Source organism: Sulfitobacter guttiformis (assembly GCF_003610455.1).
In the GTDB taxonomy this organism is placed as follows: domain Bacteria; phylum Pseudomonadota; class Alphaproteobacteria; order Rhodobacterales; family Rhodobacteraceae; genus Sulfitobacter; species Sulfitobacter guttiformis.
In genome coordinates this window covers 754692-767271 of sequence record NZ_RAQK01000001.1, presented here as the reverse complement: position 1 = coordinate 767271, position 12580 = coordinate 754692, and the positions used below count along the sequence as shown (strand labels likewise).

Annotated in this window: 12 protein-coding genes; 7 read left to right on the top strand and 5 right to left on the bottom strand. The window is 53.3% G+C overall.

The features are described 5' to 3' along the window. Window positions 1-9 precede the first annotated feature (9 nt). The 3 genes from C8N30_RS03610 (at window position 10) to C8N30_RS03600 (ending at window position 4483) form a co-directional block, all read left to right on the top strand. Window positions 10-1731: an ABC transporter substrate-binding protein gene (locus C8N30_RS03610; RefSeq protein WP_025063135.1), complete on the top strand. Its 1722-nt coding sequence runs from the start codon at window positions 10-12 to the stop codon at window positions 1729-1731. Between the two features lie 118 nt (window positions 1732-1849). Next, the gene (gene glpK, locus C8N30_RS03605; protein WP_025063134.1) at window positions 1850-3337 is read left to right on the top strand and encodes a glycerol kinase GlpK; all 1488 of its coding nucleotides are present in this window, start codon (window positions 1850-1852) and stop codon (window positions 3335-3337) included. A 3-nt stretch (window positions 3338-3340) separates the two neighbouring features. Continuing rightward, entirely contained in the window at window positions 3341-4483 is a 1143-nt protein-coding gene (locus C8N30_RS03600) for an iron-containing alcohol dehydrogenase (protein WP_025063133.1), read from the top strand. Between the two features lie 541 nt (window positions 4484-5024). Here the strand turns inward: C8N30_RS03600 and C8N30_RS03595 are convergent. The 3 genes from C8N30_RS03595 to C8N30_RS19255 all read right to left on the bottom strand — a co-directional run bounded on the left by C8N30_RS03595 (window position 5025) and on the right by C8N30_RS19255 (window position 6598). Further along, the gene (locus C8N30_RS03595) at window positions 5025-5288 is read right to left on the bottom strand and encodes a hypothetical protein (RefSeq protein WP_025063132.1); all 264 of its coding nucleotides are present in this window, start codon (window positions 5286-5288) and stop codon (window positions 5025-5027) included. Window positions 5289-5621: 333 nt separating this feature from the next. Next, window positions 5622-6452 (bottom strand): alpha/beta fold hydrolase, encoded by an 831-nt coding sequence (locus tag C8N30_RS03590; protein WP_025063131.1) that lies wholly within the window; start codon window positions 6450-6452, stop codon window positions 5622-5624. Next, window positions 6449-6598 (bottom strand): hypothetical protein, encoded by a 150-nt coding sequence (locus tag C8N30_RS19255; protein ID WP_156949583.1) that lies wholly within the window; start codon window positions 6596-6598, stop codon window positions 6449-6451. The genes C8N30_RS03590 and C8N30_RS19255 overlap by 4 nt, the downstream gene beginning before the upstream one ends. Before the next feature lie 113 nt (window positions 6599-6711). On the opposite strand from C8N30_RS19255, the gene C8N30_RS03585 reads away from it, so the two are divergent. Continuing rightward, window positions 6712-7713 carry a GlxA family transcriptional regulator gene (locus tag C8N30_RS03585; RefSeq protein WP_025063130.1) on the top strand — a complete coding sequence of 334 codons (1002 nt, stop codon included), beginning with the start codon at window positions 6712-6714 and terminating at the stop codon, window positions 7711-7713. Window positions 7714-7830: 117 nt separating this feature from the next. Here C8N30_RS03585 and C8N30_RS03580 read toward each other — a convergent pair whose 3' ends face one another. Then, a complete protein-coding gene (locus C8N30_RS03580; protein ID WP_025063129.1) occupies window positions 7831-8097 on the bottom strand; it encodes a cupin domain-containing protein in 267 nt (88 codons plus the stop codon). Next, the gene (locus tag C8N30_RS03575) at window positions 8094-8579 is read right to left on the bottom strand and encodes a MarR family winged helix-turn-helix transcriptional regulator (protein ID WP_025063128.1); all 486 of its coding nucleotides are present in this window, start codon (window positions 8577-8579) and stop codon (window positions 8094-8096) included. Before C8N30_RS03575 ends, C8N30_RS03580 begins: the two co-directional genes overlap by 4 nt. Before the next feature lie 104 nt (window positions 8580-8683). Between C8N30_RS03575 and C8N30_RS03570 the strand changes: the two genes are divergently transcribed. From C8N30_RS03570 to C8N30_RS03560, 3 genes are all read left to right on the top strand, one after another. After that, entirely contained in the window at window positions 8684-9112 is a 429-nt protein-coding gene (locus C8N30_RS03570; RefSeq protein ID WP_025063127.1) for an organic hydroperoxide resistance protein, read from the top strand. Between the two features lie 1575 nt (window positions 9113-10687). Next, on the top strand, window positions 10688-10999 hold the full coding sequence (locus C8N30_RS03565) for a hypothetical protein (protein WP_025063126.1): 312 nt from the start codon (window positions 10688-10690) through the stop codon (window positions 10997-10999). 769 nt (window positions 11000-11768) lie between these two features. After that, window positions 11769-12542, top strand: coding sequence for a bacteriorhodopsin-like (locus C8N30_RS03560; protein ID WP_025063125.1), 774 nt, complete (start codon window positions 11769-11771; stop codon window positions 12540-12542). The last annotated feature ends 38 nt before the right edge of the window (window positions 12543-12580 follow it).

The window sequence follows — 12580 nt, the reverse complement described above, 5'->3', positions numbered from 1 at the left end:
GGAACAATAATGAACTTGCGACTTAAAGGAACCACTGCGATAGGCCTTGCTGCTTGCATGCTTGCCGCACCTGCCTTCGCTGATATGGATGCCGCCAAGGCATTCCTTGATAGCGAAATCGGGGAACTTTCGACGCTGTCTCGTGCTGATCAAGAAGCTGAACTGCAGTTTTTTGTCGACGCTGCAGCCCCTTACGCTGGTATGTCGATCAACGTCGTGTCCGAGACGATCGGTACTCACACATACGAGTCCACCGTTCTGGCACCTGCCTTCGAGGCCATAACCGGCATCAAGGTTACACATGACCTGATTGGTGAAGGCGACGTTGTTGAAAAGTTGCAAACCCAAATGCAGTCGGGCGAAAACATCTATGACGCCTATATCAATGACTCTGATCTGATCGGCACGCACTGGCGCTACAAGCAGGCGCGGAACCTGACCGACTGGATGGCTGGTGAAGGCGCTGCGGTGACCAACCCGAACCTTGATTTGGCCGACTTCATCGGTCTGTCATTTACCACGGGTCCGGATGGCAAGGTCTATCAATTGCCAGACCAACAGTTCGCGAACCTTTACTGGTTTCGGTACGATTGGTTCAACGACGAACAGAACAAAGCGGACTTCAAAGCCAAATATGGCTACGATCTGGGCGTTCCGGTCAACTGGTCTGCGTATGAGGACATCGCTGAATTCTTTACCGGTCGTGACCTTTCACGCCTTGGTGTAGAGGGCGAAGTCTTTGGCAACATGGACTACGGCAAGAAAGACCCATCTTTGGGTTGGCGCTATACTGATGCGTGGCTTTCCATGGCTGGAGCTGGCGACGTTGGTGAGCCGAACGGCCTGCCAGTTGACGAATGGGGCATCCGCGTCAACGAAAAATCGCAACCCGTTGGCTCTTGTGTCGCGCGTGGCGGTGCCACAAACGGTCCAGCAGCAGTCTATGCTGTAACCAAAGCGATCGAATGGTTGGAAAAATACTCTCCTCCGGCTGCTGCTGGTATGACCTTCTCTGAGGCAGGCCCAATTCCTGCGCAGGGTAACGTTGCACAGCAGATGTTCTGGTACACGGCCTTTACCGCCGCGTCTGTAGAGCCTGATTTGCCCGTGATGAACGAAGATGGCACGCCGAAATGGCGCATGGCACCTTCGCCACATGGTGCATATTGGACTGAAGGCACCAAGATCGGCTACCAAGATGCCGGTTCATGGACGCTGATGGAATCCACGCCAGTGGATCGTGCTCAGGCTGCGTGGCTCTATGCGCAGTTCGTGACTTCCAAGACTGTCGACGTGAAGAAAAGCCATGTTGGTCTGACATTCATTCGTGAATCTACGATCCAGCACGAAAGCTTTACCGAGCGTGCGCCAAAACTGGGTGGTTTGATCGAATTCTACCGCTCACCAGCACGGGTTCAATGGTCGCCAACCGGCACCAACGTTCCTGACTATCCAAAGCTGGCTCAGCTGTGGTGGCAGAACATCGGCGACGCAATGTCCGGTGCCAAGACACCTCAGGAAGCACTCGACGCGCTTTGCGCAGATCAGGAAAAAGTTCTGATCCGTTTGGAGCGTTCCGGTGTTCAGGGCGACCTTGGTCCAGTCATGAACGAAGAGAAAGATCCTGAGTACTGGTTGTCTCAGCCTGGTTCGCCCAAAGCTAAACTGGACAATGAAGACGAAGCACCGGTAACGATCTCTTATGACGAGCTGATCAAATCCTGGCAGTAAATCCTTGCTCCGGGGCCAAATGGTTAGCCCCGGTACAAACGGTTTAATGCCCACACCCAAGATCAGCGGCCCTCCATAAGGGGCCGCTGTTTTATCCTCAAACAACCGGCGACCAATCATGACTTATGTCCTAGCAATTGACCAAGGCACGACTTCAACCCGAGCGATATTGTTCGACGCGACGATGACTGCATGTGCCAGTGCGCAGGAAGAATTCCCGCAGCATTTCCCACAATCCGGCTGGGTTGAGCACAATCCCCAAGATTTGTGGGATACGACGCTGTCCACCTGTCGGGAAGCAATTCGGTCTGCCGCTATATCGCCTTCGAAAATTGCCGCAATCGGCATTACCAATCAGCGCGAAACCGTCATCGTCTGGGACAAGAAAACCGGCGAGATGCTGCATAACGCGATTGTCTGGCAGGACCGCCGCACGGCTGACACTTGTGCAGCCCTGCGCGATGCCGGTCACGAGGAGATGATCACGCAGCGTACGGGGCTTTTGCTCGATCCTTATTTCTCAAGCACCAAGCTGAAATGGATTTTGGACCATGTAGACGGCGCGCGGGCCCGTGCTCAAAACGGCGAGTTGCTGTTTGGCACAGTTGATGCCTTTCTCATTTGGAAACTGACCGGTGGGAAGATCCACGCTACGGATGCCACCAACGCAGCCCGCACAATGCTTTATGATATTCGCAAAGGTCGGTGGAGCAGTACGATCTGCGAACTCCTTGATATTCCCATGCATATGTTGCCACAGGTCAAAGACTGCGCCGCCGATTTTGGTAACACCCAGTCGGACTTGTTTGGTAGCGAAATTCCCATCAATGGTGTTGCGGGGGATCAGCAGGCCGCAACCATTGGGCAGGCCTGTTTTGAACCCGGTATGATAAAATCGACCTATGGCACGGGCTGCTTTGCGCTGATGAACACTGGCGATACGCCTGTCATGTCAAAGAACCGTTTACTCACCACAATCGCCTATCAACTCGATGGCAAACCAACCTATGCGCTTGAGGGCTCTATTTTTGTTGCCGGCGCGGTCGTACAATGGCTGCGGGACGGGATGCAGATTATTCAGGACGCGTCTGAGACGCAAGCCTTGGCCGAACAAGCGGATTCCCAGCAAAACGTGATCCTCGTTCCGGCTTTTGTTGGTCTGGGTGCCCCTTACTGGAACCCTGATTGTCGAGGAGCCGCCTTCGGCCTGACCCGCGCAACGGGCCCTGCTGAACTGGCAAAAGCTGCGCTTGAGTGTATTGGCTACCAGACACGGGATTTGCTGCAAGCGATGGCGACAGACTGGCAGGCACCCGGCGTGCAAGCCACATTGCGAGTCGATGGCGGCATGTCTGCCAACGATTGGGCGATGCAGTTTTTGTCGGACATTATTTCAGCGCCTGTCGACAGACCATCGAGCCAAGAAACCACAGCCCTTGGGGTCGCGTGGCTGGCGGGAATGCACGCGGGCGTTTACCCCGACCAAGCAGCCTTTGCCAAGATATGGGCATGTGAAACACAATTTACACCTGAAATGGACGACAACCTGCGCGTCGAAAAATACGAGGCATGGGGCAGAGCCGTCCGTGCCACTATGAGCGTTTAAGCGATGTTTTCCTTTTTCAGCCCGCAAGCGATCCACTTTGGGCGAGGTCAAAGCCAAAAGACAGCAGCATTGGCCGCAACCTTCGGCACCTCTGTTCTGCTGGTGCATGGCGCAAGTGTAGCGCGCGCGCAGTGGTTAATAGATGCGTGTCACTCGGCGGGTCTGACGATTGAGACAATCAGTTGTGCGAATGAGCCAAGCTTGCCCGATATCGAACGCGCGCTGCGCCAGTTGAATGGGGTCTCTCCAGATATTGTTATCGGGCTTGGCGGCGGTTCCGTTCTCGATTTTGCCAAAGCGCTGGCAGCGTTGATCTGTTGCAAAGGCGACCCAATGAGCTATCTGGAAGTCGTTGGGGACGGTCGCCCCTTAGATCACCCACCCTTGCCGATGATCGCCCTGCCAACAACGGCAGGGACCGGCGCTGAAGTCACGAAAAACGCGGTCATCTTGGTGCCTGATTGGGGTATAAAAGTCAGTCTGCGTGACCCACGGATGGTGCCCAACATTGCCATCGTTGACGCCTCACTTATGCAGGGTGCGCCGAAACAGGTGGCCCTTGCAGCTGGACTCGACGCGGTCACTCAGGTGATTGAGCCGTATCTGTCGATCAAAGCCAATCCGATGACTGACGCCTTGTGCCATGCAGCCATTTCAACAGGCCTCAGCGCGCTGAGAGATGTGGTGGAAAACGACACGCCCGAAGCGTGGGACAGAATGGCTTGGGTCAGCACATGTGGTGGCTTGGCCTTAGCGAATGCAGGGCTTGGGGCCGTACATGGTTTCGCAGGCGTGATTGGTGGGGAAACCAATGCTCCCCATGGCGCAATCTGCGGTTTACTGCTTCCTGCTGTCCTTGAATCGCACCTACGCAAAGCAGAGGAACATACGGAAGTAGCTGGTCGCTTACATTGGGTCTTGCATCAAATTGATGCCTATTTCGCACAGGGCGAAAAAGGGGAGGGCATTACTGCGCTGCGGAGCTGGTCCCAGAAAATGGGTCTTCGCGGCTTGGAAGGGCTAGGGTTATCCGTGGCTGACTATCCTAAAGTTGCTGAAGCCGCGTCTAAAACATCATCCATGAGCGGAAATCCTTTCGTTCTTTTACAACATGAACTTCTGGAGATACTACATTCTGCGAAGTGAGAGACCCAAACTTGGTATTAATATTCCTATGCCGCTGCTGATTGGATCTTTAAAGATCCAGCGCTCGAAATTTTCTCTCAAAGTCAAAACGGGCGTTCATATTGCCAGTTCTCTAAATGTCCCGGCCTGCGGTTCGTCGCGAGACAGCTTTGCTTTTTGGGGCGGTCGATCAAGTGCTTCAGTTCATTCAAGTCTAGATGAGACAAATGCCTGATTTTGGTTTTCTGCACTTAGACGAATCCATTATTGTCAGTCAAATCCCTCTCTGCAAACAGAGAGCTAAAGAAATCACATAAGTCACGAAAGGTGGCTTTGTAAAATTCAGAGGAGCATTCGGTCCTCACTACGAACACCGATCTTGGGCCGCAAACCCAAAATTGGTGCAAGCGCAGCGAACGAGCACAAAACCTGCAACGTATGACTTCGAACATGATGCGGCTAAATCTCGGTTTGAACTTCTTTGTGATCAAGAGCATTGAATGGCCGCTTTGATGACGCAAGCTGCATCGCAGCAAAAAAGTCCTGCAGTTGTGAGGAAATGCTACGTCAGAAACACCCGCAGAGGCAACAGGCCGCTTTGTCCCGCATAGCAGACTTCGGTGCGGTTCGCAGCGAATGTCAGTACTCCGCCCCTTATGCCGATCGACACAAACGGGCCATAGCGGACTTTGATGACTATTGCGGCGAATGGCAGCAAAGAGCCCACAGCAGAAGTGCCAAAAACTTCGCTGCGCGCGCTCGCAGCGCGAAAATTGCCGCAAGTGCGCCACCTGTGGTGTTGCCGCACGGCGGTGAATCCGGACATTCACGCAGCCTACAGCAAATCTGAAGCTGTTAATTCGCCGGGAGCGAACACCCGCCGCTGACATTTGAGACATGCGCTGCAAGCGCTAAAGACAGTGTGCGACCAGGCCGGAATCGGATCAAGGGAAGGGAGGTATGAATACGCTGCGGGCGCGAGCCAGAAAAGTGCCTGCCGCAAAATGAGGTCCTGCGCCATTGTCAAAATCAAAATTTTGTCCCGCTGGCCGCCTGTGCATCTCAACGTGCCTCATACGCCAATCCATCTTGCTCATCAGGTATTGCGGCAAATGAGATGGTCGGGCGACGCCCGCCGCCCGACCGTGTCAGGGCAGGTTCAGCCCTCGATGAACGCCAGAAGATCAGCGTTGATCTCTTCGGGGTTGGTTGAAAACAGACCGTGTGGCATGCTGGGGTAGGTTTTCAGCGTGCCGTTTTGCAGCAGGTCGATGGTCTTACGCGCAGTCAGGTCGATCGGAACGAGCTGGTCGTCTTCGCCGTGCATCACCAGCGTCGGAACTGTGATCGACTTTAGGTCTTCGGTGAAGTCGGTTTCCGAGAATGCCGCGATGCAGTCGTAATGCGGCTTGGCACCCCCCATCATTCCCTGACGCCACCAATTCCGGATCAGGCCCTCGCTCACGTCGGCACCGTCGCGGTTGAAGCCGTAGAAGGGGCCCGACGGGACATCGAGATAGAATTGCGCCCGGTTGGCCGCCAAGGACGCACGGAACCCATCGAAAACCTCCATTGGAACGCCATCTGGGTTGTTTTCGGTCTTGAGCATCAGCGGTGTCACGGCGGCAAGAAGCACGGCTTTTGCGACCCGCCCGGATTGCGCCCGCGCGACATAGCGCGCAACTTCGCCGCCGCCGGTCGAATGACCGATGTGGATGCCATTCTGCAAGTCGAGAAGCGCGGCGAGTTCATTCGCGTCAGCGGCGTAAGTGTCCATGTCGTTGCCAGTATCGGTCTGGTCCGAGCGGCCATGGCCGCGGCGATCGAACGCGATGACCCGGTAGCCTTTCGAGAGGAAAAACAACATCTGGTTGTCCCAGTCATCCGCGCTGAGTGGCCAGCCATGGTGGAATACGATGGGTTGCGCGTCTTTCGATCCCCAGTCTTTGAAATAAATCTTGGTGCCGTCACTGGTTGTAAAGTTGCTCATGGAGGGGTCGCCTTCTTGCAGGGGTCGGATTGGGTTTGGGCAAAGCCAGGCATGGGCAGCGTGAGCGCTGCCGCGGCTGCGGCTCCGGAAAGCATCAGCTTTCGGCGATCGAGCCATGATCGGTCCTCGGGGGGTGTGTTGTTCATTTTTGATCCATCCTTTGGTTCGGAGTATCTGTCGATTCGAGATAGACATACGTAGGCTGGTGCGGCAAAAGCAGTATTGGCATTTATGACATTCAGGAATGCAAAACTGACAAATGGACGCGTCCTCCAATATCGTTGCTGAAATTGGGCTGCTGATTTACCCAAATTGTCAGCTTGCTGCCATTTACGGCCTGACCGATCTGTTCCGCATCGCTGGTGACTGGCCCCAACAAAAAAACTGTACTGAGCGCCGACCCTGTATCCGTGTTTCGCATTGGGGCAGTCCGCCAGATGTGCGGCAGGGCGCTGCGAATAGGTTGGTGTGTCTTTGGGACAGTTACGCAGAACAGCCCCATGATCTGAGCTATATCATTGCGCCCCCGAGCATCGTCATGCCGGAAGATATGCTCCAGATGCCAGCCGAGGCAGAATGGCTGACGGATCGCCATGCCGAGGGCAGCAAAATCTGTTCGGTGTGTGCAGGCGCATTCGTGCTGGCCGAAAGCGGCCTTATTGATGGACGCAGGGTTACGACACATTGGGCCTTTGCGGATCTGCTTTCGCGACGGTTCCCCAAAATTGACGCCGCGGCGCAGGACATGGTGCTGGACGACGGCGACATCTTGACCGCCGGAGGGATTTTGGCATGGACGGACCTTGGGCTCACGCTTGTGGATAGGCTGATGGGACCAAGTGCGATGCTGGCCACCGCGAAGTTTCTATTGATTGATCCGCCCGGCCGCCAGCAATTGCCCTACCACACGTTCAATCCGCGGTTCGATCACGGGGATGAAGCAATCGTGCGGGTGCAACATCATGTCCACGCGCATGCCGCAGACCAGCAAAGCGTGCGGGACCTTGCCACAGTGGCCAAGCTTGGTGAGCGGACTTTTCTGCGCAAATTCACAAAATGCACAGGTCTGCGACCAACGCAGTACGTCCAGCAGGTTCGGGTAGCGAAAGCACGGGAGATGCTTGAGACAACCCAACGTCCGGTGGACCAGATCTCGTGGCAGGTCGGATACCGTGATCCCGCGGCGTTCAGAAAAGTCTTTTTGCGGCTTACCGGAATGGTTCCGCAATCCTACAGACAGAGGTTTGGTGTCGGTTCGTGAGGGAATTGGAAGATTGATCCTCCAAAGCACAGTCGGGTCGATGCTTCGCCTGTGACGCAATGTGACTAAGTTCGTCCCGAATGGGTCAGAACTTTCGACAAAGGCGCGTAAGCTTTTTCATTTCCGTGCGACCAGGATGGTTGCCCCGTCGGGGCCAGCTTCTTCGGCGTGGTTCACGTTCTTTGGGAGGATGCAGGTTTCACCCGGGCCGTGCCGGGGTGCACCACCATCCGTGTTCAGAATAAACTCACCCTCGACAACATAGACAAACGAAACTTTGTCATGACTGTGCGTCTCGCTGCGCGACGAGGGATCGAAGCGAACCAGCTTTGGGTCATCATAGCCTTCCCGGCGGGCGGTATCCTCAAATTCTTCTCTCGTCATGTCGTCGCTTTCTGTGATGCAATCCTGCGTTTGCCGGGCCGCGATTCGAGTTCTGAAGAGGCGCGCAGTCTTTCACCAAGTTCTGACACCTCGGTATGTAAACGTTCCAAAGCGGCAGTAGTCAGCCCCGTTTTTTCAAATATGCAGGCAGAAATATGCGCGGTACGCGCTTCCATTTCTTGGCCCGCATCGGTGAGACTTACGTGCACCTTACGCTCATCTTGCATATCGCGATTGCGCACGACCAACCCCCCAACCTCAAGGCGCTTGAGCAGTGGTGTAATCGTGCTGGAATCCAGATGAATCGCGCCGCCAATGCCGCTGACGGTCATCGGTGTCTTTGCCGTCCAGAGAACACTCAGCACAAGATATTGCGGATAGGTAATGTCGAGCGTGTCCAGCAACGGGCGATAGGCCTGCTGCATTGCATGGGCCGCTGAATAGAGCGCGAAACAGATCATGTCGGATGGTGTGAGTGCCATGCAAATTATTTACATGGTGTGCGATTTAATTGCAAGCAATTGACATTCGATACTGATCGTCAATATACAGCGTACACAATTAACTCGTGCACAAGGAAAACGCCATGTCTGCCGATATCAAATACTGGACCGAAGCCCATGCCACAGGCGGAGGCCGCGACGGCACCGCCGCGCTGGAATCGGGTAAGCTGAAGCTGACCATGACACCGCCCAAAGAACTGGGTGGGTCAGGGGAAGGTCACAACCCGGAAGAGCTTTTCGCGCTTGGCTATGCCGCGTGTTATCTTGGTGCGATGCGGTTTGCGGCGCAGAGCGAAAAGCTGGGCGATGTGCCCGACGATGCCACAGTGAACGCGCATGTCGGGATCGGTCCACGCAGCGACGGTGGTTTTGGCCTGAAGGTAAAGCTGGTCGTCAACATGCCCGGCGTTGAAGCAGCGGTTGCTGAAAAGATCGCAGAACGCGGACATCATATCTGTCCTTATTCCAATGCGACTAAGGGCAATATCGAGGTCGAGACCGAGGTTGCCTGACGCCTGAATACGCAGACTTTGGGCAATGGCTGTCTTCAGCGGCCATTGCCTATCTTAGGATAAAACCGCGTGTTCCCAAAGACTATGCTTCGGAAAACAGCAATTCCGGTGGGCAACCCAACATACTCGCTTTTTTGTCGGTAATCTGGTTAAGCACACGGCCTAAGTTGCGCCAGACAGGGCGTAGATCGCAAACGTAACTTTATCCCGCGTGGCGAAGATTCAGGACGATCGCAGCGAAAATGCGAATATTGGCTAAATCTAACAAGAGTCATTGCTCGAGAAGGAGAAATTTCTGTGTCGCAGAAAGTCTATTGCTGTAGCCGCAAACACGTATTGGAGCTTTATTCACTTGCATCAGCTCATCCCTCACGTGTCCGCTTCGTCTGTGTCTGGATAATCTAAACTGCCCGCAGCAACTGTTCAGTTTGGATACGACTCATTCTGACGTGATCGAACGGCTGGTCGGGGAGGATTAGATGCGCTGCAGAAATTCTTGTGCTGAGTGTGCGAGCGTTTTCTGCACTCGCATTCGCTGCGCCAGCAAAAGGCTGGATTGTCCGCTGACCGACGTTTGAGTCAACAAAATGCTGCAATCTGCACCAATGGCCGCTTCGAAGGGCCGCACCGCAGCATTCTGTGGGGGTGGTCAAAGTCCGCAATGGGCCGTTCGTGCCGGTCGGCACTGAAGGGCGGAAATCGGACCTTCGCTGCACTTGCAAATTCGAATGGACTGCGAAAAGCAAGCGGACGTTCAAGGAAGCCCTAAAGTATTTTGCGGTGTGCTACCGCCGCGAACGGCAGGAACGAGCCCACACTGTGAATTCGATTTACCTGCTGCGCGCGCTCGCCGCATAGAAAATGCTGCAAGTGCCAAATCATCGGTGCTGCCGCGCGGCGGGGAAACCGGCCATTCATGCAAGGCGCAGCAAGACCAATCCAGGGCCTGTGACTGCAAAAACGATCAGCTTTCCACTCGATTTTAATGAATTTTTGGAGCGTAGTTAATGACGTGCTCTATACCACGGCCTGATTTCTGGGTAACAACTATGTAACGTGTAGCATCGCAAGTAGGCGGATTAAGTTATATGCGTTTGATGGCACTAACCATCGATTTCGACGTCAGCTTGCCGATTGGGATTGAGCCGTCGTTGATTCAGTGAGGGACAAATCCCAGCCCCCAAAAGTGACTAATTTCCAAGGAACGGAACAATGATGCTGCGGTTGCGTTGTGAACCGAAAATGAAGCTTGTGGCCCACAGAGAAGAATTGTGGCCAGAGGCTATTACTTCTGACCGTGACCGAAAGACGCAGTTGCGCAATGAAGGTTAGGCCCCATTTGTAAGTCTATATTTGAGCGAATAGACCAATTCATAGTTGGCCAGAAGATCAATGAACAGACACCAGTCTACCGGAAAAATACCATTACAGTTCGGCTGACGCTCAAGCTCGATTGCCAGACTTAACAATTTTTGACACTTGATGAAATATGGATTTCATCAGCACCCATATCTGTATGATAACTGCTCGACCAGAAACGCCGAGCTTCCCTCACTACTCACAAGGAAATGAAACGTGGAAATGAAAAAGGAACTGGACCAGCTCAGGTTCAGAATCGGAGGCTTAGAAGCGATTCTAATCGCTTCTGACAAAGATTTGGGGGAAAAACTTGTCCGTTTTTTTACCCATTCACAGAAAACAAAAGGTAGGCCTGAACACATCAACGAAGAAGCTACAAAGGCAATAGCGGAAATCAGGGCTGTCATGGAACTGATGCTCCCGCATAATGAGAACGTGACGCCGAACCGCGAAGTGCAACCGTCCATCAAAAGACAAGGCACCGGAAAGCTGTCGGTCGTTGGCGCGCAGCCTGTCTTAAAGGACTGATGGGGCTCGTCTTCTATTGAACATCTCTGTGGTTCAATTACATGGCCTTCTTAACTCACCTGCTAACCTGATAGGTTGAGCATAAGGACTATGGCGAATAGATAAAACACGCCAAAACCACGAAAAACTCGTTATTTTTTGGCCAATAGCATAATGATAACTGTGTTCATCTACCTAACCAGTCTCAGCAATCCACAGGGATGCAAATTCACCTCAGATTTTGGCAACATTGGCAGTCTGATTTTCACAAATTAGCAGAGATCCGCGCAATCCCTTCTTAGAGGCATCTTTGCTATCTTGTCGTATGAACTGTTGTAGAGCATGTTCCCGGGGATCGCTTTAACTTGCATTATTCTATTCTGTTCGATGCTCGTCGAGGCTGCAAAGCTTTACTCTCTTAATCAGAAACTCCTGAAAATCTCAATTTTGAGGAGACCGCACTTTGTGTTCGTTTGGAGGGAGATCACTCTCATACCCTAAGGACAACAAACCCTCCAAGCTTTGGAACGTGATACGATGTATCTTCCGCCCAACTGATAGTTTCGGTTTCAACTGCTTGTTTTAAGTCAAGGCTCATGTTGTGTCTGTCACACGTGCGTATCTGACGCATCTACCGTTTTAAACTTGAAGTTCATAACTTGTTTTTGGCGCTTTATGCCTAAATTTAGCTTTTTGAACAGATGGGTGCGACATTTTATTCCGGCTGTATGCCATTGAATACTGACGTTGAAACGCTCCTTTTATCCTTGTTGTTAACAGGAGAAAAAACATGGAAACTTTGTCGATAGGTCAATACGACTTGATCTATAACGCATTTTCGTTCGGCTTTGCGACGCTCGCAGCTGCAACGCTCTTCTTCTGGCTGGGTATCGGCCAGGTGAAACCACAATACAAAACCGCACTTATCGTTACAGGCTTGGTGACGTTCATCGCAGCCTACCATTACTTCCGCATCGGTCAGAGCTGGAGCGACGCGTACACATTGGCTGACGGAACATACGTTCCCACTGAAAAAGTCTTTAATGCGGCTTACCGCTACGTTGATTGGCTTTTGACAGTGCCACTTTTGTTGGTCGAGTTGATCCTTGTGATGAGCCTTACCAGATCCGAGACAGTATCGCGCGCAACCAGTCTTGGTCTTGCGGCACTTCTCATGGTTGCCTTGGGGTACCCAGGTGAGGTCTCAGATTCCGGTAGCATGCGCTGGATCTTTGGCCTGTTGTCGATGATACCGTTCTTGTGGATCGTATATCAACTGTACTCTGGCTTGGGCAAAGCGATCGAAAACCAGCCAGAGAACGCACGTGGTCTCGTACGTCTTGCCCGCAACGTTACGGTCGGCAGCTGGTGCTTCTATCCTGTCGTCTACTTTGCAGGCGCAGTCGGACTTGAAGGTGCAACTGCGACAGTCATCGTCGAAGTCGGCTACACCATAGCCGACATCATCGCGAAAGCTGGTTTTGGTGTGCTTATCTTCCTCATTGCAATGCGCAAAAGCGAAGATGTAGCAGACCGGAACGCGTCGACAGTACCTGCAGAATAAATGATCAAGGCCGTCCCCATTTACGTGGGGGCGGTCAC

What these genes read in the sequence shown, in the direction of transcription:
- C8N30_RS03580 (WP_025063129.1), bottom strand. Translation starts at nt 8,097, where the DNA reads ATGACGAGAGAAGAATTTGAGGATACCGCCCGCCGGGAAGGCTATGAT.
- glpK (WP_025063134.1), top strand. Translation starts at nt 1,850, where the DNA reads ATGACTTATGTCCTAGCAATTGACCAAGGCACGACTTCAACCCGAGCG.
- C8N30_RS03610 (WP_025063135.1), top strand. Translation starts at nt 10, where the DNA reads ATGAACTTGCGACTTAAAGGAACCACTGCGATAGGCCTTGCTGCTTGC.
- C8N30_RS03595 (WP_025063132.1), bottom strand. Translation starts at nt 5,288, where the DNA reads ATGTCCGGATTCACCGCCGTGCGGCAACACCACAGGTGGCGCACTTGC.
- C8N30_RS19255 (WP_156949583.1), bottom strand. Translation starts at nt 6,598, where the DNA reads ATGAACAACACACCCCCCGAGGACCGATCATGGCTCGATCGCCGAAAG.
- C8N30_RS03590 (WP_025063131.1), bottom strand. Translation starts at nt 6,452, where the DNA reads ATGAGCAACTTTACAACCAGTGACGGCACCAAGATTTATTTCAAAGAC.
- C8N30_RS03575 (WP_025063128.1), bottom strand. Translation starts at nt 8,579, where the DNA reads ATGGCACTCACACCATCCGACATGATCTGTTTCGCGCTCTATTCAGCG.
- C8N30_RS03560 (WP_025063125.1), top strand. Translation starts at nt 11,769, where the DNA reads ATGGAAACTTTGTCGATAGGTCAATACGACTTGATCTATAACGCATTT.
- C8N30_RS03585 (WP_025063130.1), top strand. Translation starts at nt 6,712, where the DNA reads ATGGACGCGTCCTCCAATATCGTTGCTGAAATTGGGCTGCTGATTTAC.
- C8N30_RS03600 (WP_025063133.1), top strand. Translation starts at nt 3,341, where the DNA reads ATGTTTTCCTTTTTCAGCCCGCAAGCGATCCACTTTGGGCGAGGTCAA.
- C8N30_RS03570 (WP_025063127.1), top strand. Translation starts at nt 8,684, where the DNA reads ATGTCTGCCGATATCAAATACTGGACCGAAGCCCATGCCACAGGCGGA.